The 22,487-nt window shown below is 44.5% G+C and carries 24 protein-coding genes and 1 tRNA gene; 4 read left to right on the top strand and 21 right to left on the bottom strand.

What is annotated here, in order from left to right; genetic code table 11:
- Position 1: 1 nt before the first annotated feature.
- From QNH28_RS06015 to QNH28_RS05995, 5 genes are all read right to left on the bottom strand, one after another.
- Positions 2 to 1,447, bottom strand: coding sequence for a P-loop NTPase family protein (locus tag QNH28_RS06015; protein WP_283910591.1), 1,446 nt, complete (start codon positions 1,445 to 1,447; stop codon positions 2 to 4).
- The gene (locus QNH28_RS06010) at positions 1,444 to 2,508 is read right to left on the bottom strand and encodes a CpaE/TadZ family protein (protein ID WP_283910590.1); all 1,065 of its coding nucleotides are present in this window, start codon (positions 2,506 to 2,508) and stop codon (positions 1,444 to 1,446) included. The genes QNH28_RS06015 and QNH28_RS06010 overlap by 4 nt, the downstream gene beginning before the upstream one ends.
- A 12-nt stretch (positions 2,509 to 2,520) precedes the next feature.
- A complete protein-coding gene (locus tag QNH28_RS06005; RefSeq protein WP_283910589.1) occupies positions 2,521 to 3,264 on the bottom strand; it encodes a CpaB family protein in 744 nt (247 codons plus the stop codon).
- Positions 3,265 to 3,441: 177 nt separating this feature from the next.
- On the bottom strand, positions 3,442 to 4,341 hold the full coding sequence (purU, locus tag QNH28_RS06000) for a formyltetrahydrofolate deformylase (RefSeq protein WP_283910588.1): 900 nt from the start codon (positions 4,339 to 4,341) through the stop codon (positions 3,442 to 3,444).
- 65 nt (positions 4,342 to 4,406) lie between these two features.
- On the bottom strand, positions 4,407 to 5,516 hold the full coding sequence (locus tag QNH28_RS05995; protein ID WP_283910587.1) for a deoxyribonuclease IV: 1,110 nt from the start codon (positions 5,514 to 5,516) through the stop codon (positions 4,407 to 4,409).
- Between the two features lie 172 nt (positions 5,517 to 5,688).
- Here QNH28_RS05995 and QNH28_RS05990 point away from each other — a divergent pair, with 172 nt between their 5' ends.
- Complete coding sequence (locus QNH28_RS05990; protein WP_042124904.1) at positions 5,689 to 6,153, top strand: DUF2621 domain-containing protein; 465 nt, start codon at positions 5,689 to 5,691, stop codon at positions 6,151 to 6,153.
- A gap of 40 nt (positions 6,154 to 6,193) precedes the next feature.
- Positions 6,194 to 7,099 carry a TIGR01777 family oxidoreductase gene (locus QNH28_RS05985; protein WP_283910586.1) on the top strand — a complete coding sequence of 302 codons (906 nt, stop codon included), beginning with the start codon at positions 6,194 to 6,196 and terminating at the stop codon, positions 7,097 to 7,099.
- A gap of 28 nt (positions 7,100 to 7,127) precedes the next feature.
- Here the strand turns inward: QNH28_RS05985 and QNH28_RS05980 are convergent, their stop codons facing one another.
- The 14 genes from QNH28_RS05980 to QNH28_RS05915 all read right to left on the bottom strand — a co-directional run bounded on the left by QNH28_RS05980 (position 7,128) and on the right by QNH28_RS05915 (position 20,087).
- The gene (locus QNH28_RS05980; RefSeq protein ID WP_283910585.1) at positions 7,128 to 8,786 is read right to left on the bottom strand and encodes a DUF6382 and FHA domain-containing protein; all 1,659 of its coding nucleotides are present in this window, start codon (positions 8,784 to 8,786) and stop codon (positions 7,128 to 7,130) included.
- Between the two features lie 18 nt (positions 8,787 to 8,804).
- Positions 8,805 to 9,314 carry an A24 family peptidase gene (locus tag QNH28_RS05975; protein ID WP_283910584.1) on the bottom strand — a complete coding sequence of 170 codons (510 nt, stop codon included), beginning with the start codon at positions 9,312 to 9,314 and terminating at the stop codon, positions 8,805 to 8,807.
- A gap of 24 nt (positions 9,315 to 9,338) precedes the next feature.
- Positions 9,339 to 10,331: a TadE/TadG family type IV pilus assembly protein gene (locus tag QNH28_RS05970; protein ID WP_283910583.1), complete on the bottom strand. Its 993-nt coding sequence runs from the start codon at positions 10,329 to 10,331 to the stop codon at positions 9,339 to 9,341.
- 18 nt (positions 10,332 to 10,349) lie between these two features.
- Entirely contained in the window at positions 10,350 to 12,608 is a 2,259-nt protein-coding gene (locus QNH28_RS05965; RefSeq protein ID WP_283910582.1) for a hypothetical protein, read from the bottom strand.
- Positions 12,609 to 12,668: 60 nt separating this feature from the next.
- Positions 12,669 to 13,343, bottom strand: coding sequence for a TadE/TadG family type IV pilus assembly protein (locus tag QNH28_RS05960; RefSeq protein ID WP_283910581.1), 675 nt, complete (start codon positions 13,341 to 13,343; stop codon positions 12,669 to 12,671).
- Entirely contained in the window at positions 13,340 to 13,528 is a 189-nt protein-coding gene (locus tag QNH28_RS05955; protein ID WP_149645191.1) for a Flp1 family type IVb pilin, read from the bottom strand. Before QNH28_RS05955 ends, QNH28_RS05960 begins: the two co-directional genes overlap by 4 nt.
- Before the next feature lie 13 nt (positions 13,529 to 13,541).
- Entirely contained in the window at positions 13,542 to 14,417 is an 876-nt protein-coding gene (locus QNH28_RS05950; protein WP_481858378.1) for a type II secretion system F family protein, read from the bottom strand.
- Between the two features lie 10 nt (positions 14,418 to 14,427).
- Complete coding sequence (locus QNH28_RS05945; protein WP_283910579.1) at positions 14,428 to 15,231, bottom strand: type II secretion system F family protein; 804 nt, start codon at positions 15,229 to 15,231, stop codon at positions 14,428 to 14,430.
- 22 nt (positions 15,232 to 15,253) lie between these two features.
- On the bottom strand, positions 15,254 to 16,495 hold the full coding sequence (locus QNH28_RS05940) for a TadA family conjugal transfer-associated ATPase (RefSeq protein WP_283910578.1): 1,242 nt from the start codon (positions 16,493 to 16,495) through the stop codon (positions 15,254 to 15,256).
- Positions 16,488 to 17,651, bottom strand: coding sequence for a P-loop NTPase family protein (locus QNH28_RS05935; protein ID WP_283910577.1), 1,164 nt, complete (start codon positions 17,649 to 17,651; stop codon positions 16,488 to 16,490). The genes QNH28_RS05940 and QNH28_RS05935 overlap by 8 nt, the downstream gene beginning before the upstream one ends.
- Before the next feature lie 187 nt (positions 17,652 to 17,838).
- Positions 17,839 to 18,273, bottom strand: coding sequence for a DUF6526 family protein (locus QNH28_RS05930; RefSeq protein WP_283910576.1), 435 nt, complete (start codon positions 18,271 to 18,273; stop codon positions 17,839 to 17,841).
- A gap of 36 nt (positions 18,274 to 18,309) precedes the next feature.
- Positions 18,310 to 19,218, bottom strand: a complete 909-nt coding sequence (locus QNH28_RS05925; protein WP_283910575.1) for a copper amine oxidase N-terminal domain-containing protein — start codon at positions 19,216 to 19,218, stop codon at positions 18,310 to 18,312.
- Positions 19,219 to 19,293: 75 nt separating this feature from the next.
- Positions 19,294 to 19,713, bottom strand: a complete 420-nt coding sequence (locus QNH28_RS05920; protein WP_283910574.1) for a thiol-disulfide oxidoreductase DCC family protein — start codon at positions 19,711 to 19,713, stop codon at positions 19,294 to 19,296.
- Positions 19,714 to 19,808: 95 nt separating this feature from the next.
- Entirely contained in the window at positions 19,809 to 20,087 is a 279-nt protein-coding gene (locus QNH28_RS05915; protein WP_149645199.1) for a hypothetical protein, read from the bottom strand.
- A 339-nt stretch (positions 20,088 to 20,426) separates the two neighbouring features.
- On the opposite strand from QNH28_RS05915, the gene QNH28_RS05910 reads away from it, so the two are divergent.
- Entirely contained in the window at positions 20,427 to 20,906 is a 480-nt protein-coding gene (locus QNH28_RS05910) for a glutathione peroxidase (RefSeq protein WP_283910573.1), read from the top strand.
- 178 nt (positions 20,907 to 21,084) lie between these two features.
- On the opposite strand, the gene QNH28_RS05905 is transcribed toward QNH28_RS05910, so the two are convergent.
- Both QNH28_RS05905 and QNH28_RS05900 read right to left on the bottom strand, forming a co-directional pair.
- Positions 21,085 to 21,167 (bottom strand) — tRNA-Leu (locus tag QNH28_RS05905).
- Positions 21,168 to 21,250: 83 nt separating this feature from the next.
- The gene (locus QNH28_RS05900) at positions 21,251 to 21,616 is read right to left on the bottom strand and encodes a helix-turn-helix domain-containing protein (protein WP_283910572.1); all 366 of its coding nucleotides are present in this window, start codon (positions 21,614 to 21,616) and stop codon (positions 21,251 to 21,253) included.
- 228 nt (positions 21,617 to 21,844) lie between these two features.
- Between QNH28_RS05900 and QNH28_RS05895 the strand changes: the two genes are divergently transcribed.
- A complete protein-coding gene (locus QNH28_RS05895) occupies positions 21,845 to 22,468 on the top strand; it encodes a nitrogen regulation protein NR(II) (RefSeq protein ID WP_283910571.1) in 624 nt (207 codons plus the stop codon).
- Positions 22,469 to 22,487 lie beyond the last annotated feature (19 nt).

Genomic DNA, 22,487 nt, shown 5'->3' with positions numbered 1-22,487 from the left:
CTCACTCGTTAAGAACAATCTTAGATTTCAAGCTTTCCTTGATAGGCTGTTCCATTGGTTTTACTGCTGCAAGCCGTCCTAGCTCTTTCTGGAGCAACTGTGTCGCCTGCTCATTTTTCTTAGTCATCTTCAGAACCAGGCTCTTCGTCAGCTTGTCATTGTAAGACCAACACATCTTCTGAGGTTCCCAGCGCATCAGATCATTCGCAAATACAGAGTTCTTGTCCTCGTCATAAAAAACTTCCGATATTCGCGTCAGCCGCTTCTTCCCGTTCGGAACACTTTCCAAAATAAAGACCAGCTCGCATGATTTCAGTGCAGAGATCAAATGACCCTTAAGGCTCCCGCCAATCCTTGTCGACACGGCAAAAGCGCCTTGATAAGGAATATCCTCCGAATCTACGGTGTGGAAGGTTCCAGTGATACCGTCATACCCTTTTTCCCCACTCCACAAATAAAACTCCCATTCGTTATACCGCATCTCGGTCATATACAAAATGTTCGGGTCATGCCGCAGAGACTCTACCCCTACCTCCATCAATTCCTCGTTCGTAGCCTGTATTGGAATAATTCGGTGCCCCTTAATCTGATAAGGTAAAATCGACTCCGGATGCTTCTCTATCATCACTACACCCATACAGGATGAAGATCCAAGCAATTGCTCGCCGACAATCGTATTTGCAAAAGTTGTTTTTCCCGAGCCTACAGCACCCGCAATAATGGTATTGCGAAAGGTGGAGGATAACGCCCGAATCATTTCAACTGCTTCCGCTGGAATACATTCCGTCCCCGCCTGATCTTCTAGACTCAAAAATTCTACAACCTGTCGTCGCAACGATATTGTAGTGAAGCCATCCCACACTCTCGGGGATACCCAAATGGCAAGCCGAATAAATCGGCCAGGCCAGAGCGGGTCATCCATTTTAAACTCCACTGAAGGGTTGTCCTTGTTCAGCTTTTTATTGGGATCACTTTTTAATAAGGAGCGCTTTAACTGTTCGACCCGATCTAACGATGGCATCTCATAGGGATAAGCTACAAACTCACCTTTATGGTTATAAAAGATTTGCTTTCCGATCATCTGAAGCCCAGTTGACTCACTGTATGCACGATCAGTAAACCAGCGATACGCCGGACCAAAGCCCTTCCACTCGTGATAGAGCGCTTCTGCCGCCGTTCGGTATGCTTCGGGAACCTTGCCGGTAAAGGGTGTTTTTCGTAAGTACTTCTCTATCTCATTCATAAAAAAGCTAACCGCCTGCGGATCGCCAATTAGTGCCTTCGCATTTAACTCGAAGTAAGCATCATCCTCCCGTTCCAGTCCTTCATTCATATCGTTTTTCATTTTTTGCAAAAATGCATAAAAGTCTTCCTTGCCCGGTTTGCTCAAGCGTAGGATACTTTGTTTTAGAGAGAACAACGGTCGATTCGTTTGATTTCCGTTCATAGGAATATACCTTTCTTTTTAGCTTCTGGCGCTAGGCTCATCGACACGAGCAGAGAATGTACTTTATCATCCACATGCTGCAGCTCTTTTTTGCCTAGAGGTAAGCTCTCCTGCAAGGGCTGGTAATAAGGTAACTCCAGTAAGATTTCAGTCCCAAAGCGAAGCGCTAGATTTTTAGGAGAAGATATTTCTTCCACATTACTGCGGTTAATAATCAGCTGAAAATCATGTGGCCGTAAATCCATATGCCCAGCAAGCTCTAGTAGAGGTTCGAGCCTGTATTCGTGCTTGGGATGAGTGACGATCATACGCAGTGACGATTTGTGCATTCCGACATACCACGCAGCGCTTTCCGGAATAGAGCCAAAGTCAGCAATAACCACATCTGCATTTGCTCCAGCTCTAGCCAAAAAATATTCAATCTCATCCTCCTGATAGTCTTGTGCGCTCAAGTAATCGTAATTGCCCGGGAGATACGAGTAGCCGTCTTGCTTAATCAATTGCTCGAAATCCTCATCATGAATCATCTTCCCTTTAAGCCTTGATCGAAGCCTATCCAGACTAATGGTCGCTTTGCGGTCATAGCCGGGATCATATAAATCAAGTCCAAGGACAATAACACGAAGGCCTGCTGCGGCAATCCGCCTTGCAAACAGTTTTGCTACACTAGTACAGCCAATCCCCGGCCCTGAGCCAAAAAAACCAACCAGATTACTTCGTTCCTCCCCGTCCTCGTCTAGAATAAAACGAATTTTTTCTATCACCGCTGACGAGGTAGAACGAGGAGGAATAAAATAGATTCCTAAGCTTTCACACAGCATATGTACAGCTTGGTAACCACTGATTCCCTTTTGCAAATATACATATAGGATCGTTGAGCTCGGATAATTCCGGCGCAGTTCGCTAAGTGACTGAGCTTGAATCTGGTCACTGGTAACCATTAGCATATGCCCCTCTGCATGAGATGGATCAGGAAGTACACTTTGTGTGATAACAATAAACCCCGCATTTTTGATATCATTAATGGTTAACTGATCTATGCCTAGACTAAATATTTTCAAGGCTCTTCCCTCCTACTCAACCCGTACGATCCACAGCTTCTTCCCCTGCTCTAAAAATTGTCCTAGCTGTTGTCCATCGCTTTTCTTCAGCTTCAATTCTGGTGTCGCCACCTTGCCAGTCGAAGTCAATCGATTATTGTTGTTGCCCTTTTCTGAATCCAGCACATCATTATTGTCTTCAGTTCGCACATAGTTTACGGTGACTCCAGATAAAAACACCTCCTTTGCCGGTTCGCTAAGTGGACTTTGCTCTATCAGCTCTTGCCCTTCCTTCTTGTTATTTGGGCTAAGCGATTCACTCCGCTTCTCTTGATCAGCTTCTACAAGATAAATGTCTACCTTATCCCGACTGCGCAGTGAACCATTGATGGCATAGATGGCCTCCTTCGGTATAGGAAAAATCCCTTCATCCTCCAGTGGCTCCAAATCACTGACATCCACTAGCGATGTAGTCAAAATAATTCCGTTAGTCAGATTTACATTCGTAATTTTGTGCTCCACTTGTGCAATGTCTGTAATTACACCGGAAGGTATATCCTTGGTCTGAACAGAATCCAGATACAAATCACTTGCTTTCAGCTCATAATTTTTGGGAAGAAGCTCCCCGCCTTCCACCTTAATTTTGACCACGGTTCGGGAGAGCACGTAGGGCTTGAAATAAAGATCATAGCCCAGCAGTCCGCCAACTCCAGTAATCAGAATGAGACTTGCGAAGAAATAGTTGCGTTTTAACAGTTGCCCGCGCTGTAAAGCCAAACCTTCCACCTCCTTAAAAATCCGATTTTGAAAACGACAAAAAGCACCTTGGCGTAAATAGCCAAGCTGCTGGTAAAATGCTTTTTTACCTGTAGAGATTTAGAAAACTATTAGATTATAGGGTTCCGGTGAAAGCGTTCAGGTTCATACCGTAGGCTTTCACCGGAAAATAACCTTTTATTTAAATACTACAGTCTTATTTTGATGGACGAGGATCCGGTCTTCGATATGCCATTTCACCGCACGAGCCAGAACAACCCGCTCAATGGTGCGTCCAATCCGCTTCAGCTCGATAACATCATCACTGTGACTAACCCGCTGCACATCCTGTTCAATAATCGGACCACCATCAAGCTCTTCTGTAACATAGTGAGCAGTTGCTCCGATAATCTTCACTCCGCGTTGGTACGCTTGGGCGTAAGGATTACCACCAATAAAGGCTGGCAGGAAGGAGTGATGAATATTAATAATCTGGTGACGATAGTGCTCAATAAACGACGGTGAGATAATCTGCATATACCGAGCCAGAATTATAACATCAATGTCGTCTCCGATGACCTCAAGCTGACGTTTTTCCGCCTCAGCCTTAGTATCAGCAGTAACTGGAATATGGTGAAAAGGAATGCCGAAGGATTCGACATACGATTTCATATCCAAATGGTTGCTCACGACGAGAGCAATGTCGGCCTCTAGATCACCAGCTTGCCACTGCCAGAGCAGCTCCACAAGACAATGGTCTTCTTTAGAGACAAAGATGGCTAATCTTTTCTTATGACGAACATTGAAAATTTTCCAGTTCATTTTGAAACGTTCAGCCACCCCGCCGAACAAAGAACGGATTTCTTCCAGACGATCTCCTAACTCGGGAAGATCAAACTCAACTCTCATGAAGAACATTCCGCCATCTGGATCCATGGTGTACTGATCCGACTGCACAATATTCGCGCCATGCTGATACAGAAAGTGTGATACAGCCGCCACGATTCCCGGTCCGTCAGGACAGGAAATGAGCATACGCGCCCGGTTGGAATAAGACTCAACACCTGACGAATTGTTTCTTTTTACGTGTAATTCCATGATCCTCATCCCATCCTCTCATCTACATGCGCAATCTGAAGTCTAACTTATGCGTGAAAGAGCACTTACTTGCCCGCTAACCATGCAATCAAGCGATGATTAATGGCTTCCTCACTCAGCCCAGGGAACAGCTCGGCAGCGATGACTTCATCATATAGACGCTCCAGCGGTTCACGTGGATCAGCTTTTTTAGCCTTGGCATCGTTCTTCAGCATCTCCCAGACATTAAGCACATATTGACGGGAATCGATCTCCTTATTAGCAAAAAAATCACGCAGTTTTTCAACATCCTCTATAAACTCCGGTCCAAATCGTTCAGCTACGTTACCACGGAGCAAAGCGATCTCCACCTCATACATTGGACGCTGTTTCTTAGCATCCTTGCCCACCCATGGCGTCTCCAAAATGAAAGGCAGACCTGCCAATTTCTCATGATGGACGATTTTGTTAATTGTATCAAAACCGATCCAACCCGAGCCAATTGGAGTATGACGGTCTTTACCTGCTCCACATGGATTTTTGCTGTCATTGATATGGATAACACCTAGACGATTCAAGCCGATAATCTCATCAAACTTGTTTAGAACGCCATCCAAATCATTAACGATATCATAGCCAGCATCATGAATGTGACAAGTATCAAGACATACGGACAAACGCTCGTTATGTTCAACCTTATCAATAATAGAAGCAATCTCCTCGAAGCTACGCCCAATCTCTGTTCCCTTACCAGCCATAGTTTCTAGGGCGATATGAACTTCCGTTTCATTGGTTCCCCCAAGTACCTCATTAAGGCCATCTGCAATCCGCTGGATACCGTACTCAGCATCCTTATCAGTAAATGCACCTGGATGTAATACGATATGCTTGACCTCAAGCGCATGCGTACGGCGGATTTCCTCTTGCAAGAAATCAACGGCCAACTGATACGTATTCTCTTTGTAGGAAGCGAGATTAATAATGTAAGGTGCATGGACGACTATCTCCTCCACACCATTTTCTTTCATTGCTTGCTTCCCTTCAACGGGATACATGGCATCAATCGGCTTGCGGCGCGTGTTCTGTGGCGCTCCTGTATATATCATAAATGAGCTGGAACCATACTCATTTGCTTCATTTGCTGCGGTCAAAAGACCCTTGTCCGAGCAAGACACGTGTGAACCTATTTTCAGCATACTTCTTCCCTCTTTCCTTCACGAATTACCCCCTATTCTACCGTGATCAGAAAAATAAATCTAGACAAGGTCAATATGCTGGGTTCTGCTTCGCAAAACTTTGGAAATAAGCTATACTTTAATATGAGATTAAATTATGTGAGAATACTCATTGCCAAAAGGTGGTGTATGCATGTCTATCCAATCAGGACTTGGTTTATTATCCGCAACACCGAGCAATTGGTTCATGAACTCTATCGCTTTCTGGACATTTATGCTGCTGGGTTCTATGTGTATCGGCGGTTTTTTTATGTTCCGGAAATTCCTAAAGGTGCTGCCTAAAGCCGATGGAAAATCAAAGCTGGACTGGCAAAATTACTGGGTAGAACGCAGCCGTTCACTCTGGAGTGATGAATCAAAAGCTTTCTTAGACCAGCTTGTTCAGCCTGTGCCTAGCCCTTTTCGCGATATCGCCAAACATTCCATTGCTGCTGAGATCGGTAAGATCGCTGTGGAAAGTAATGCAAAAGAAGTTACTCGTGATCACTGCATTAAAGGTTACATAGTCGCCACACCGCGGCGTGACAATCGTTTCCTCGTCAATTTTCTCGAAAAGAATAAAATCGACTACTCTGCTTACCAGCATTTGTTTAAGTGATTGTTAATCAAATGTCGCGTTCAGAACGGAGGCCCACCTTATGAAATATGTGATATGTGGCGGCACCGGTTTTATTGGCAGCGAACTAGCAAAATACTGGCTACTAGCAGGCAATGAAGTTGCAATCGTCGGTCGCAATCTACCTAAGGCTGCACCTTATCATCCTAAGCTGAGTTACCACACATGGGACAGCCTTAACAATGATCAAACGCCCTTAGAAAATGTGGATGCCTTGGTCAATCTTGCTGGAGCTTCTCTTAGCCAGCGTTGGAGTCCAAGCGGCAAAAAAGCAATTATGCAATCCCGTCTTGCAACCGTTTCCGCAGCAGCTAAACTACTCGCCCGTTTGAAACACAAACCTTCTGTAGTCATTCAGGCGTCCGCTGTGGCTATTTACGGAACCTCTTTGCAAGATACCTTTAGTGAATCATCACCAGCCCATGTCATGGACTTCCCTTCTGAAGTGGTTAAGACCTGGGAAGAGGCTACTGATGAAGCATACAAGAATATCCGTATGATCAAATTGCGTACTGGGGTTGTGCTCGGTAACCGAAACGGAGCATTCCCCAAGATGAAGCTTCCCTATTTACTGGGCTTTGGTGGTAATATCGGCGCGGGAAACCAGTGGGTATCCTGGATTCACCTGACGGATATCGTCCGTCTAATCGATTTTTGTGTTGAGAATCCCACCATCACCGGACCTGTTAATGCGACTGCACCACATCCGGTCACGAACGAAGAGTTCGGTAGAACGATCGGCAAAGTATACAAACGGCCGCATTGGTTCCCACTACCCGCCATCCTGTTAAAAACAGCAGTAGGTGAATTGTCTGATATCTTGCTCAAAGGACAACGCGTTCTTCCATCGGCGGCATTAGAACATGGCTTTATCTTTACCTTCCCCACACTTCAAACCGCATTAGAAGATTTGAAAAGCCAAAAATAGCAGAATTAACATTCTTTGCTTGTATTCTTCATCCCATGTGGAATGTGTAACTTCCTTTTACAATCTTAAATACGGTCCCCTCTGACAGCGGGTACTCTTTGTAAGGGATCATGGCTTCGCCTTGAAAAAGCGTTCCATTTCTGGAGTCGAGATCCTTAAGTACGTATCCGCTTGGGCTCCTAGATATCTCCGCATGTACTCTTGAAGCTCCTTCTGATCTTTCTACATACTGAGCTACTTCTGCCGATCGGCCAATGATAAAGCTAGTTCGGTTTAACGCTATGGTTTCCGACTCTGCTTCTTCCTCATCGCTTCTTTTGAGATAAGGAACATTTCGAGCTAGCTTCTCATTGCGTTTGTCTTGTTCAGGTGTTTCCTCCCGTGATAATAAAGCGGTTGGGGCTATAGGCGCTGGTGGTGTTACAAAACTAGATTCTTCTGCTCTTGATTCAGATCGTGCTGATGGAATGCTAGATAATGGATCGGATGGATGCTGATCTACCTTTGGAATCGTTGCTGCAGGACGCGCAGTGTTCACAGGATTCCTACCGAAATTCCACTCCAATTCTCTTCGACTCGGACTCCAGTTTGCATCTTCAGCAGAATCCTCACTTGTATGATCCTTATCTTCGTTACTTCCAAACCTTATCCTTCCGCTCCATACCATCCAGCTTAAGGCAGCCAATGCGATCGTTGCGATTCCACAAACGGCTAGCCATAATGGCTTTGGACTATTCAAATATAGGAATTTCCATAATAATGCATCTCCCAATAAGCACCCTAGAATTACATAAGTTCTTGAGCTTGAGGATTGTGAATTCGTCAACTGATTATCGTCCGTAGACCGAAGCGAACTCTCCTCTTCTTTCATCCTATAGCTGGGACTAGAATAGCTGCTTAACCGCGGAGCTGAGTTCTGTTGCGTATGCAGACCCTTTTCCTCGTTCCGCTCACTTATTTTTTTCTGGGGAGCAGCTGCCTCATTCACAAACAGTTCCCTTGCTCTCTCGTGCATTCGTCTTTCAGGTTCTACCAGACGTGCTTCTGTCATTTTAGGTGATGTGGATGCCATTTCTTCGTTACTACTGAATTGCCCTCTAATAGAGTCGCCCTCTGTCAACAGCTCTGAAAGAAGACCCTTTAAGCCCGCTGGTGTAAATTCTTCTTCCCCACAGTATTGCAATACTCTTTGAACACCACTGCCAGTAAGCTCTGTGATAGACGCCATCATCACCATGATTAGCGCTCTGAGAGACTCTCTCAGCTTAGAAGCAGGGTCATTCCCCTGAACAGGGATATAGGTGAGGTATACCTTACCACTCTGCAACGAGCCTTCAATAAAAATATAATCCTCATGCAAAGCATACTGATCCGCCCGCAGCATAAATAACCTGCCATCTTCCATCCCCTGCGCAATTTGCAGAAGTAAGCCAAAAAATGAGGTCATGCTCAGCTTCTCACTTTTGAGCAAACGACTGAGCATTTTTTTGCGCAGAACAGCATATTCCAGGGTAACCTTCAAATCGACTTCCCTAAGTAATAACCTTAAATGATGAGGAATTTCGGTGTTCATCAGCATACGAGCTTGAACCATATTAAGCTTACCCACCGGCATCCCTTCTGGTTCGCCAAGCATCATATATATACCGTCCTGCTGCATAAAGTCACGGGTTAATCCGTACAACAAGCATCACCACCTCCTATTTTAAAAATAAAGATAAGCGCATATGGTCCCAGGGATTACAGCCAGCATGAAAGGAAATCTCAACAGCTCACTATCTTTATTTCTTACTAGGAATGAACTCTTCAATAATATAAATCCAGAAATTGTGTTAATAACCTTACGCGTACGCCTACCTGTCTCCCGTCTCTTTATAACAATTAGCCAGCCTATTAAAGCTCCGAACAGAACGGAGTACATCACGACCTGCAATGTAAACATTATTCCTGTCCACGCCCCGATCCCGGCAAAAAGCTTAACATCTCCCGCGCCAACCGCCCCTATCAAATGCATGATCAGAAGCACTGAAAATCCTGCAGCAGCACCCACACCAGCCTTCAGCAGTCCATCCCAGCCACTCATCAGCACTTGAGCAAGCAGACCAGCAAGCAAGCCTGACACAGTGATCCAGTTTGGTATTCTCATCGACTTTAGATCCGTAATAAATGCAGCTGCCAGAAACGGCAGACATCCCCAGAATGCCCACTCCGCCATGGATTACACTCCTTTCCCTTTCACTCATTTCACTACTGTGAACATGACCTCAATAGATCTACCGTCATCAAGCTGAATTACAAATGGCCACGAGCCCGGTGTGGTATTCACACCAATTTTCCACTCCCACTCGATATATCCGTCCGCATCCGCTTGTTTCCAGCCTAAATATTTAGCAGTACTTCCCCCGCTTTTATAAAAAACGGATAAGCTAGCGGAAGCATTCGGCGGAATTTTAGCACGAACTTTGCCTTGCTTATTGGCTACAGCTGGATTCGGTTTCTCCAAAATCTTAATAAAATCCTCTGGTTGGCCAGTGCCATCATTGCCCTTATTTGTACCCTCTCCTGTATCCCCGATCCAAAGACGTTCAACAGCACTTGCCTCAAGTACAATGCGTTGGTTAAGAAAGGGCACCTTCATCGGCAGTTCATAACTAACAACCAATCCAAAGTAAGGTCGGGTACTCTTCTTTAACTCAGGCACGATAATGTTGGATACATGAATTCGATCATAATCCAGTAAGTCTGATGATAGATACGGCTTCAATAAGGGCTTAATGGCTAGATCCAGTACACTTTCAGAGGTCTCAGCCTGTAGCTTCTGCAGAGGTCCCTCGCCCTTCTCTAAAGCCGACATGACCCACTCATTCAGCGGCTTAGGTAATGACATTGCATAACTACTGCCCCAATCTGTAAGTGACAAGCGAGGAATCGTCCAATTCGATTCAGCTTGATTGCCAGTGGATAGATCCGTTCCGTCCTTCACTGGATCTGCACCAGTTTCAATTGTTGCCCCCCATTTCTGCACCGCCAAAGCTGCCGGATAAATATGCGTTGAAATAGATTTCACAGTATCGGATGCTGTGCTTTGTAAGGCTGTCGAATACAAGGTCATCTGTACAATAGAAATTAGGAACAGAACAAACAGTAAGAAGATCGGAAGAACCATCGCCGCTTCTACTACCATGCTGCCTTCTTCCTTCGTCTTCCCCCTAATCCAGTACCCGTACCCCATATCCTTACCAACCTCCTGCTAATATGAAAAATCAGCCTGCACTGCCCTCATATATGTACTGCCTTGCACTTCTCCAGAATACCCAGCGCTATAATCCAACAACTTCACTACACCTGGCAGAAACCATAGCCGCATTCCGAGCTTAATGTTCGATGATACATACGTGTTTTTTTCATCTGGATTTATTCCTGTGTTCAATCGAATGAGAGCCAGCATCCGAGATAACTGAACATTACCGCTTCCATGCATCATCATAAACAGACGCAAATGATCGCGATAAGTCAGCTGGGCTGGCAAATATTTGGACAGTGGTATGGAATCTTTCTCACAGAGTAGCAACATATCCTGAATAGCTTGCTGAATGCCATATAATAGTGCCGCAGCCAGAACAGCCAATGGATTTCCTAAGCTTGCCTTCTCAATAAAACCTTCCATCGTTCGAATAGACAGCCGCATGGCGAATATTTCAGCATACGCTGCGGCAACATTTCCAGCAGGATTATGAAATCCATAAAGAATGTATTCCAGCTCTTGCGCTTGAGGATTTAGCTGGTCTGTAAGTTCGGCTGTGCCCTCAGAACCTTGTGCTAGAGTAGCTAACTTGGAAACATCAAAATGTTGAAAATAAAGAGCAGAATACTCCGTTTGAAAAAGTCTATCTCTAGCCCCTCCCATAATGCCACCCATCGCTGCATAGATTCCGTCCATATCCTCCATCGCCGAACTCCCAGCAGTATACGGGTTAGTGCTGACTTCAGATTTAACAAGTGGATCTGATACTAATTCCTTATTAAAAGCAATATTCTCCTCGTAATATTGACGAAGTGTATCATAGCTTTTCAGAGAATCTGTCACTCCGTTACCCATCGTTCGAATCTTATCAAGCAATGCTTTCGCTTCACCCAGCTTCGATTTTGCTTCTCTCTCCAATTGCTTACGCTCTTTATCCGAGCTACGGTGCTGTTCGATTAAAGCCAAATCACTAACGATAATACTTCCCTTCTTACCGTAATTCTGTAGATAGTTATTCACTACGCGCGAAGCTTCAAGAACAGAAGAGATCATTTGATAGGAGTCACCATACTCACTCAAAGCTTCATACAGCACACCCGACATTCCTACTACGATCGGTTCAATGGCCTCGCAAGCGCTTTGCTGCATGGATATACTATCCTCCATCTGACTTAGATCAGTTGAAGAGAGAATCAGTGCATCTTCCTGCTCACGCAGCTTTTTAAGCGGTTCTGAGCTTATCTCTCCTGAGCTCGCCGGAATATCCCAGTCATTCGCAGGATCATTTGATAGATCCATCCCCTCCATTCGCGACTGTTCCAATACATTTCTCATCTCGTCATTCAATTGCTGTGCCTTCTTTAACGCTTCTTTCGCTCCCTCCATTGATCTTTCATGATCTTCACGAAAAGCTGTTAATAAGCCAGGATACCTCGATAACATCTCATTCGTTCGACTCCGGTAGAGAGACAATTGATAAGTGTACTTTGCAGGCTTTTTACTATCACGATAAAGATCATCGTAATATTTCCCAAGATAGTCACTATACTGTGCTGAAATATCCGCGGCCGATTGCATACTTCCGAGCGAACTGGCAGAAATGGACTCTGCAGGCGGATTCATAATCCATTGAAGTAACCCTCTTCCACTCTCCGCAGCCTGGCTTCTCCGCTCTAACATAAGATCCAAAGCCTCTTCTCGCTCGTCATATAACGGCTGTAGCTTACTGAGTAATTCAGTAGCCCGTGAGGCCTCTGCCATTACTCCTGAAATCGGCTTGAATTTACCTGCCAGCTCCAAAGCGAAGTCTATCGGTGCCTTATACTTCATCTCTTCCAATATTTGTCGACTCACAACATCATAACTACCCAACGGTCTGCTCCATTCCAAAGATGACGATTCCAATGCGAAGGGTACAAGATTGAACGCGTCACTCCTACCACTTTTATGCATATTATCATTGAGTACCTGAGACAGCAGCATATCCCCGTCACTCTCTCCAAAGGCGAATAAACCATACTTTTCTCGTAGCTCAATATCGTAGGATGACATTACAGAGCGAACGCTAGTCCTCGCTAGACGTTCCTCCTGTACATTGAAGGCAGCAATCCGCGCATAGTCAATCAGCACAGCGGTAAATAGAAAGACGAAAGCCAGTACCATGATTAAAAAAATTGAGACTGAACCTTCCGTTTTGCCGTTACCCTGCCTCTGTTTCTTTCGACTCTTACCGCTAACAAGGCAACTGGTAAAGATGCTCCTCATCAAAACCTCCCTCCTTATCCCTACCTTCAATAGATACAAGATCCACTAGCAAGGAAATATTCACTTATCCTGAAGCTTGGTCATCATCGCGGATGCATCCTTCTTCTCCATGCGGACTCCAGACCCACTTGTACCCTCTGAGCCTCCCTTGAACTTAGCCCCGAAGTAACGCATCAGGTCGACCGTACGGATAAACTCAACAGGCTCAGCGATGATAGCTTGAGTTTTTACAGTTGGCTTTGCCTCATCAGACAAAACTTCATCAAGTACAGGTAAGTGCAGTAGACGATTTAATTCAGCGGTTACTTTCCGTCCGGTAAGCGTGTATACGTAGTTCATATTTCCCGGCATATTATTCGGAATCATAGAAGATGAATGTCTGAGTTTAAGCACTGGTAGATCACTTTCATCTGGCACTTCACCAGGTAGCTCTATTGTCGCGCCACCACTTCCAGCTTCTCCGCCGAATAATGAGGCAAGCAAAGCATCGTCTCCAATTCTCCAATAAAGGGAGTCATACTCACCAGCAGCATAGGAGCCAGTAACCTCTTTATGACTGTTGTCCCAATTGTAAGCCGCACGCTCAGTAGCCCCTGAGGCCACTTGCAGGAGCATGGACTTCTGGTAGCTATACAAACAGAAGAACAGAAGAAGCATTGTAATACACATGACCATTGGTAGTAGAATTGAAGCTTCAATAGTAAAGCTACCTCGATCGTCCTTAAGCTTATTCACTCGAATACTTCCTGGCTCTTTTCTCCCGCAGTTTTAATCAAAGCCTCCACTACCTCCTGAATTTTGTCCTTAAACAAAAGAACGACCGCAATCAACACAGCAATAATCAGAATCATTTCCAGTGTCCCCAGGCCTTCCTCGTCCTTCCAAAAACTCTTCACACTACCCAACATTGTCGTCATCATTAGCTTCACCCTCCTACATTTTTAACATCATGAATGCTGGCGATCCCACCAGTACAATTACTATTAGAAAGATAACTACCATCGGAAAGACTAGCTTGGAGGATGCTTGCTCCCCTCGCGTTCGGCTGATAGCTTTCCGTTTATCCCACAGCATCCGCGATAAGTCGCGCAGCGATAACACAAAATCCGCTCCACCTCTGCGGTAATTCAGAAGAACCGTCGTCGTGAACAACGATACCTCCTGCACGGCGCACCTCTTGCTAAAATTCTCGAATGCCTGCTGAAATGAATATCCTCCTTCCCATTCACTGGTCATGATCCTAAGTTCTTTATACAGTGGGTGATTAACATCACCTCGGTGGCTCTCCACACAGCGGATAATCGCCCGCTGCACGGTCTCACCTGCTCCCACCAGCAGTACAATACTGTTCAGGAGCTCTGGTAGCTCGAGCATAATATTTTGCTCTCTCACCCTCACCTTTTTATGTAAATCACTGACCATAGCAGCTGGTAGAGCTAACCCCAAGAAAAGACCTAGAATCAGACCTGTCTGATCGCCACTAAACCCTGTGATCAAACTTCCACCCACAAGCAACAGCCAACTGTAACTAAGCATCTCACCCATAAATAGCAGGGTCCGCTCTGCGCTGTAACGCATCCCATAACTTCGCTGCAGAGAACGCTGAATCCTGAACATCAACGATGGAAAACGGCTGGCGAGGCCGCTTTTTTCAATGAGCAGTAACAGCGGTTCACCCAGCTTTCGAAGACGTAATCCTTCCATAGGAAGTCCTCTTAATTCGGCATATCTTTTTCCGCATTGAATTCGTAACAGAGCCCAGACGACAAGTAAAAATATAGTGACTACTGCACATAGCCATCGCATGATTTCATCCCCTTCACAGCGGAATATCCATTATTTTAGTAGTCCAGAGGTAACATAAAAACAAAGCTACAAGTGCAAGCGTTGATATCGCTATACCCGCTCCTGTGTACATAGGCTGCATATAGTCTCCTGCAGTCAAACTCATAAAGATCACCATAATTAGTGGAGATATTAACAGCGCTTTCGCTTCGAATTTCTTCTGTGAAATGCTTACAGCAATATCCTGCTGAATATCCAGCTTCTCCCCTATAATCGTAGACGTACGACGTACTACTTCAACAAGATCGCCACCTGTACGTTTACATACAGAGAACACGTCAGCGAACCTCTCGATATCTTCCATTCCGGCTCTTTCACTGAAATCCCGAAGCGCTTCCTCCACTGGCTGACCGTATTCCATGCGCGCACAGATAATATTTAGCTCCGAGATCATATCGCCGCCCCCCTCAGGGTCGAGCATACATAGGTCCTGAACCGCTTCCCGAAAAGCATTCTCGACCGAACGCCCAGCTGAGAGCGAGGAAGACAATGAAAATAACGTCTGTTTAAACTGTAAATTGAGCACACTTCGGCGTCTTTTCAGCAAATAATTACGCAGCATACGAGGTGCATAAACTCCACCTGGCATAAGTAATAACGACAGTATCCAATGATGATAAAAAAGATATCCCACTCCAAACAGCAGCAGACTACCTACGGTAAATGCCAGAATTTTCTGTAACAAGGTCAACTCGTATACCGTATAATCCGGCAATAATGAATGGCCTCCGGAATCAGCTTCCTTAGGCTTTTCAGCAGCAAAGTTAATCTTAAACACTACCTCTTCCCCCTTTAAGAATTCAGAATCCATGCTGTGGTAACGGGTAGGAGGTTACACCAGCCATTCTAAGCTTTGCTGTATGCATTAGCGGATTTCCACAAGAAACTAGCCCCCCTTGTACCCGTCCCTCTCGCTCATCGGACTCCTGAAATTCATATAGAGGGTTCAAGACCACTTCTCCATCTTTCAGGCCCGCAACCTCACTAATTTCCATCACTCGCCTAGAACGATCACGGAGCCTGGACAAGTGTACGAAAATATCAATCGCCGATGAGATTTGCTGACGAACAACCGTTACCGGCAGATCCGCAGCGCTAAGTACCATCGTCTCCAGTCTACTGACCATATCGTGCGCGCTGTTGGAGTGACCCGTTGATAACGAACCATCGTGCCCAGTATTCATCGCCTGTAGCATATCGAGGCATTCTGCTCCCCGTACCTCACCCACAACAATTCGATTGGGTCTCATCCGCAGTGAGGAACGAATCAAATCTCGAATGGAAATCTCCCCTCTACCTTCCGTATTCGCGTTCCTAGTCTCCAATGAAACAAGATTAGGTACAGTTATAATCTGTAGCTCAGCGGAATCCTCTATCGTGATGACCCTCTCCTGTGAAGGGATAAACTGAGATAACGCATTTAGAAAGGTGGTCTTCCCCGAGCCAGTTCCCCCGCTTATAAAAATGTTGTATTTAGCAGCTACTAAGATTTGCAGTAGCTCTGCTGCTTCCTGACTCAAGGCTTCACGCCTCACCAATTCATTCATCGTCATCGGCTTCTCCGGGAATTTACGTATGGTCATCGCTGGTCCTTTCAGCGAGACTGGCGGAAGTACAATGTTCACACGGGATCCATCCTTCAGCCGAGCATCAACGATAGGAGAGGAGTCATTTACTACCCTGTTAACACCGGATACAACCGTTTGGATAATGTCCTCCAGCCTGCTACTGGACTCGAATTCCAAAGGAAGACGACGAATCTGCCCCTCCTCTTCTATAAAAATCTCAGTATGACTGTTGATCATAATCTCCGTGATCGCCGGATTATCCACTAGTGGCTGAAGTACATCCAATCCTCGGAAAGAATCAAACAACCTCTTCACTAGCTCATGCTTTTCCTGTGCCGTTAAGTAACGGAGACTTTCACTTCCTAAAATCGTTCGTTCAATATAGCCGGTAAGTTCACGGTTCCCTACTGCAGAAGTTACATCAAGTCCTGCACGAATCTCACTACGTAGAGCCCTGAACATCTCCTCATTCATGCAAGTTCTTCCCGGTAAAAACTAATGGGAGCGCTGGCTCTACAATCCGCTTACACAACTGCAAGATTTCCCGCTGAAATTGCGGAGAATTCAAAAAGAGCTCCTCACGGTGTTGCAGTGTCCATGATGGGATAAAGGGGCATACGCCTTCAATGGCAATTCCTTCAGGAGGCACCCACTCTTCTAAACTATCCACCGCAAAATTTACTACAAATTTACTCTTGTCCATCACATGGGGTGGCATGTCTGAGTTAGGAGCCATGCAATGCGACAGCCATCTCATAGTCTTATACATGCTTACATCATCATTTTTCAGGACCCACAGTAGAATCCCACTTCTCTGCAGCACAGCCTTCGCACGTTCTTCCTCGATGCTTCCGGTATCCACAATAACAACGTCAAAGTTTCTCTCCGCAACCAACCGCTCTAACAAATCCAGCGTATCTTGCATAGTCATCTGCAGCATTTCCTTCACATTAATAACTGGCTTGAAAGCAGCAGTTCGGAGGTGATCATATCTAATGAAGTATTGTCCTAATTCAATCTTATCTGTTTCTTCCTTGCCTCGACTGGCCTTTATTTCATAGAGTAGCCGCTCTAATCCAGGCGTATGACCTGCAGGGATTCGAAGAAACAACCCACTGCTGTCTACACTTTCAAGGTTCAGATAAAACACCGAAAGGCCCATCTCACCAAGCTGCTTAGCCATATTCAGAGCTATCGTGGTTTTGCCCATGTTGCCGCTAGAAGAGACAACCCCCAGCAACAGCGTTTCATCTAGCACAGAAGATCCTCTACCTCTTTGGACTTCACATAACTGGAGGAATGCTCCCAGAAGGGAAGGAAGCGCCTGATATTTGGCAATCATTATTCCACCTCCCAGACTCTTAGCACTCTTACCGAGATAACCCCCATCCTCACTTAGGACTGCCCATGGAACCGTGTTTCTTCCCTCTACTAGCCAAGTCTCGATGAAAGAAGAGTCCCCTACAACAGCATCCGGGATGTCCTCTCCCCTCATAAACTCGATAAAAGCATCCATCCGGCTAAAAGCCGTAATACGCAGCATTTCTCCATACTCGCTATGATGCAGATAGTGCAGCAATGGTTCGATATATTGACTTTCACGCACTGCGAGCACAATCCTTGCCGCCATGAAACCACGCTCCTTTCGATAAGAAGAAATCCATTATTCACTCAAAAAAAGACAGCAAAAAAAGCACCGACAATAACCGTGGATACGGTAATTGAACGGTGCTTCCGTTACTATTCCTTTAATTTACAGCTATAGTAGCATATATATATGAAGGCAGCAATAAGTTTTTTCGCACACTAGCTGGATACTATACTCTCATCTTATCTTCACGCCAGTTCTTAATGGCAGACCGAATATCAGCAGGATTGAGCTTCTCCTTCACCGCTCGCTGACACAGTGCTGGAAACTCATCATCACCCGCATAGCGAAGCGCTATAATTTGGGATAATTCAAGCTCTGGGTTCAAAGCTTCGCCTGTCAGGCGGAAATAGCGGAACTGCTCTTCCACTCTCACCACGCGGTCCTGATTTTTTGTCGCATATATACGAATTCTTGTAATTGCAAAAAGTAAGCATAAGGACATACCGAATAACAGCAATGGCACCGTTAAAGCACCATCATCACGTATCTCTTGAACAGCATAAATCGCCGACCACACAAACAAAATTAGCGCAAGCGGCATCGTAACAAAATGATAAGGCCAATCAAAACGCATAAATCCCTTGGGCTTCCCTTTATTCATAATTCATCTCCATATTTTATATGACTTGTAGAGCGCTTAAAGCTTGGTCTCGCCGGGAATAGCCACGATAAAGGGCTTGTTACCCTCCCAGTTCAGCGACTTACCTGAAACTTTAGTCGTTCCATCCACATTAACGATTCCGCAAATAATCTGACTTCCCCATACACTCGTATAATAATAGGCATAGGATGGTGCTAAAACAGGAGCTTTACCATATTCCTTTGCAATGGGATGTCCGAATATCGCGGTAAAATCCGTTTTATTAGCCTCTTTCGAATTATCCAAATCGGCTTCCCATACGACTGTTCTAATGTTGTCTTTAATCTCATAATACGATACAAAATGCCCATAGATTATGAAATATCCATCAGATCTGCCTTCAGGAAAATAATACGACATAGACAACGCTTCATTATCACCCGTTAATTGAGATGGTTCTCTTTCTTCAACCGGGAATTGTAAAGCAGCAATGCGGGAAACTACCAAGTCGTTACTATTATAATTCTGCACAAGCTTCGCATTTGCACGTTCTTGAACCCAAACAGTATTCGTAGCAGCGTCTACAGTTACTCTAGCTCCAAGAGCTTCCGCAATAAATCTCAGCGGTACCGTAACTCTTCCATCCATGATTCTAGCAGGTGCATCCAGTTGCACAGATTCCGAGTTCTTCCACGCCGTTCGAGAACCCACAGCAAGCTTAATCTTCATGGAGTCTCTAACGATCGTCACTTGCTTTGTACGGGCTTCCCACTGAATAGAAGTATTCTTGAAGCTCTCAAAAGCCTTCAGCGGAACCATCGTCTGTCCGGAAACGATTTGAACACCGTAATTCAGACTCGAATTATTAACCATAACCTTGAGCTTAGAATCTGCGGATACCGTCCCCATTGTACCTAAAGAAACTAGCATAAGAATTAAAAGATAAAAACCTACCTTTCGCGCCATCCCTTCACCCCTCGCTACAATGTCCTTAACCATACCAAATTATGGTTACATTATAACATCTAGCCAAATCCCGGATTACAAAAATCTTTGTTTGATCTCCGGTGTTGGGAGTAGACACTGCTCATCACGCCCGAACCAACGGTAACGATTCCTTGCAACATAGCGGTAAAGGGTATTCCGTATTGGGCGCGGCACTATAATGAAGATATACGCAGCAGGCCAAGGCCATCTCAATCTACGTGCAATTCGTAGTACAGCAGCCGACTCTGTATAATAAGCACCATTTTCCAGTAATACAACTGTGTTCAACTGCCCAGGTTGAAGTCCAGCCTCACTCATTAACTTAGCGGCTATTTCACTTTGTAAAGGCGCGAATAGAAATTTAGCCTTGGGATCACGCGGGATGATGAAACGAATCAAACCTTGGCAAAGATGACACACCCCATCGATCAACACAATGGATTTATTTTGCATAATGTTCAGCTCCTCGTTCATAGTTCCCCCTCCCTGATAAAGTTAAGTGTATCGCATATTTTGGGTAAACAAAAACGCGGGATAGAAATCCCGCGCCAACATGTACCGTTCTTTAATTATTCAGCAATTGCCTTTTCAATCCATTGATCGCCGATCATTTGTCCTTCGAAATCAGCAGTGAATGCCTCCATGCATTTACAGATGAAATCTTTGCGGCAAATTGGACATGGAGTTTTAAGCAGGCGGCTGATGTTCGTCATTTTCCATTCCGGAACCCGATTATAAAACGCACGGCACTCCGTTCCATCAGCAAGCTTGATAATGAACTCGTACAATCCTTCCTTATCGTTGCTGCTGGCTTTGGTCACATTCGTAATATTCGGTCTGTAAGACATCTTCATCACCCATTATTTAAATTTTTGGTTGTAAATTGCACACGCAACATATTCTCAGATACTTAGACATATTAAAGAATTTTGAGGGTGATGTCAACCAAAGACGCCTAACACGGAGGCTATTTATTGCTCTTTTATGTTCAACGCCTTTATTCAGTCATTATTTCCATAAAATATATACAGATACATTTAATTTATGATCATTCAAATCCCTGTGATTTGATAAACCGAATAGGCGTTAATGATTTGTAGAATTTTCTTATTTGGCTCCCCATCATAAATGGTGTACAATTAAATTGCGATAAATTAAAATTAGGAATTACAAAGGAGGTGGCATCCATGAGTATTTATGATTTTGAGGTCAACACTCTTCGGGGTGCAGAAGAATCATTGTCCAAGTACAAAGGTAAAGTACTCCTTGTTGTGAATACAGCTAGCAAATGCGGGTTTACGCCTCAGTATAAAGGACTTCAGGAAGTGTACGAGAAATTTAAGGATCGCGGATTCGAAGTGCTTGGCTTCCCAAGCAATCAGTTTGCTGGCCAGGAGCCTGGCGAAAGTGATGAAATTGCAGAATACTGCGAAATTAATTATGGAGTAACCTTTCCAATGTTCGAGAAGATTGATGTAAAAGGCGATGAAGCACACCCATTATTCAAATACTTATCTAAGGAAGCACCTGGTGTTCTGGGCTCAAAAAGCGTGAAATGGAACTTCACCAAGTTCCTGGTGGATCAAGAAGGCCGTGTAATTAAGCGTTTTGCTCCTAAAACTACGCCTCAGCAGATCGAATCCTATATCTCCAAGCTTCTGAAATAATCCATTCAATAAGAAATTTTGAAAAAGGATACTGGTCACATCACTCAGCCTACTAGGTGATATGCGGTCAGTATCCTTTTTGTCATTATCCAATATACGAGTAAGTAGGGCTTCCCGATTACTTGTTAAGCATAAAAAAAGAAACCTTGCATCGCAAGGCTTCTTTCGTCATTCTGTATGCGGTAGAGAGGACTCGAACCTCCACGGGTATACACCCACTACCCCCTCAAGATAGCGTGTCTGCCATTCCACCACTACCGCGCGGTGAGATAAAACATAAAACTTTGTTTGAGGTCAACATTCATTATTATAAATGTACTTCCCCAAAATGTAAAGGCGTTGATTCAAGAATTTTCGTCGACCCATTTCTGCTTACGATATTCAGTGAATGCTAGGTATTCTTTAATGAATTCCTTTTCCTCTGGACGCAATTCATCCACTCGACCTTCATTCAACTTCACATCTCCGAAATCATAGTCCTCATTGCTCTCTTTCAATATTTCAGACGTATTTCTACCTAAAATAAGCCAATCCAGACTTACATGAAAAAAAGCGCCGATCTCAATTAATTTATGTGTTCCCGGAGTAGACTTGCCCCGCTTCCAATCTCCCATATTACCTGTGCTTATATTTAACTGCTCACAGAATGATTTCTTGGTGAGACCTTTTTGCTTAATTAAGTACTCTATACGTTCGTATATGGTCTGCATCCGTAAACCGCCCTTCACAAAAAAATAAAAAAAGACTTATTTAAGTAATTTCCTATTGCAAAATAACGCAAAAAAGTATATAATTGGTGTTACTATGTATTATCCGATTATATCATATGGCTAGAGTGACGATAAGAGGCGACTCAGGTGACAAGTGTCTGATGTAATGCCGTCTGACCCCCTTTAAGCTTATCATCCTGAAGGATCTCTAGGAGGGAGCGGTGTCTTTTGTTAAAGTGCTTATCATCTTCCATTATCCATTCACTTGAATATCTACCGCACAATGCGGTGGTCATCAACGGCCAAGGAGTTATCCAGTTCACCAACAGAAAGTGGAAGGCATTTAGTCATGAATACGGCCTCTCCCCTAACAAACAATGGATTGGAGCTTATTATTCGGATCTTATGCAAGATGTGATCATCGATTCCGATCAATGGGCCAAGCTTTATGATTCGGTGAAAATTATACTCCGCAGAGAGTATCAGATTTATACCTCTGAGTTCTCCATACAAACCACCAATAAAGGGAGCCGTATCTTTCGTTTGGAGATCTATCCTCTTCTCTCAGATGATTACTTAAACAATGCTTTTATAATTTCTCTATATGATTTGGGCGCATTTAAAGAAGGACCTCAGCTGTCAGGGCCCACAAGCATCTGTTCGACATGTCAATCAACACAAGCGTTAATCCCTATCTGCGCTTCCTGTAAGTCCATTCGAAACTCTAAGGATGAATGGATCACCATTGAGCATTTTTTAAAGCATCAGCTTTCTCTGCAATTCACCCATGATATTTGCCCAGACTGTGTCAGGCAGCTCTATCCCCAATATGCCAGAGCCTTTAAGAACTAATTAACTTGTCTAACCTTAT

Origin of the sequence: Paenibacillus sp. G2S3, from assembly GCF_030123105.1 — a bacterium.
GTDB lineage: Bacteria > Bacillota > Bacilli > Paenibacillales > Paenibacillaceae > Paenibacillus_AQ.
This window is presented reverse-complemented; position numbering and strand designations above follow the sequence as displayed.

Coding starts and splice junctions, on each gene's coding strand:
- QNH28_RS05900 (WP_283910572.1), bottom strand. CDS start 21,616: ATGCAGACCATATACGAACGTATAGAGTACTTAATTAAGCAAAAAGGT.
- QNH28_RS05910 (WP_283910573.1), top strand. CDS start 20,427: ATGAGTATTTATGATTTTGAGGTCAACACTCTTCGGGGTGCAGAAGAA.
- QNH28_RS06015 (WP_283910591.1), bottom strand. CDS start 1,447: ATGAACGGAAATCAAACGAATCGACCGTTGTTCTCTCTAAAACAAAGT.
- QNH28_RS05930 (WP_283910576.1), bottom strand. CDS start 18,273: ATGAATAAAGGGAAGCCCAAGGGATTTATGCGTTTTGATTGGCCTTAT.
- QNH28_RS05995 (WP_283910587.1), bottom strand. CDS start 5,516: ATGCTGAAAATAGGTTCACACGTGTCTTGCTCGGACAAGGGTCTTTTG.
- QNH28_RS05920 (WP_283910574.1), bottom strand. CDS start 19,713: ATGAACGAGGAGCTGAACATTATGCAAAATAAATCCATTGTGTTGATC.
- QNH28_RS05915 (WP_149645199.1), bottom strand. CDS start 20,087: ATGTCTTACAGACCGAATATTACGAATGTGACCAAAGCCAGCAGCAAC.
- QNH28_RS05935 (WP_283910577.1), bottom strand. CDS start 17,651: ATGGCGGCAAGGATTGTGCTCGCAGTGCGTGAAAGTCAATATATCGAA.
- QNH28_RS05940 (WP_283910578.1), bottom strand. CDS start 16,495: ATGAATGAGGAGATGTTCAGGGCTCTACGTAGTGAGATTCGTGCAGGA.
- QNH28_RS05955 (WP_149645191.1), bottom strand. CDS start 13,528: ATGATGACGACAATGTTGGGTAGTGTGAAGAGTTTTTGGAAGGACGAG.
- QNH28_RS05975 (WP_283910584.1), bottom strand. CDS start 9,314: ATGGCGGAGTGGGCATTCTGGGGATGTCTGCCGTTTCTGGCAGCTGCA.
- QNH28_RS05970 (WP_283910583.1), bottom strand. CDS start 10,331: ATGGGGTACGGGTACTGGATTAGGGGGAAGACGAAGGAAGAAGGCAGC.
- QNH28_RS05990 (WP_042124904.1), top strand. CDS start 5,689: ATGTCTATCCAATCAGGACTTGGTTTATTATCCGCAACACCGAGCAAT.
- QNH28_RS05985 (WP_283910586.1), top strand. CDS start 6,194: ATGAAATATGTGATATGTGGCGGCACCGGTTTTATTGGCAGCGAACTA.
- QNH28_RS05965 (WP_283910582.1), bottom strand. CDS start 12,608: ATGAGGAGCATCTTTACCAGTTGCCTTGTTAGCGGTAAGAGTCGAAAG.
- purU (WP_283910588.1), bottom strand. CDS start 4,341: ATGGAATTACACGTAAAAAGAAACAATTCGTCAGGTGTTGAGTCTTAT.
- QNH28_RS05925 (WP_283910575.1), bottom strand. CDS start 19,218: ATGGCGCGAAAGGTAGGTTTTTATCTTTTAATTCTTATGCTAGTTTCT.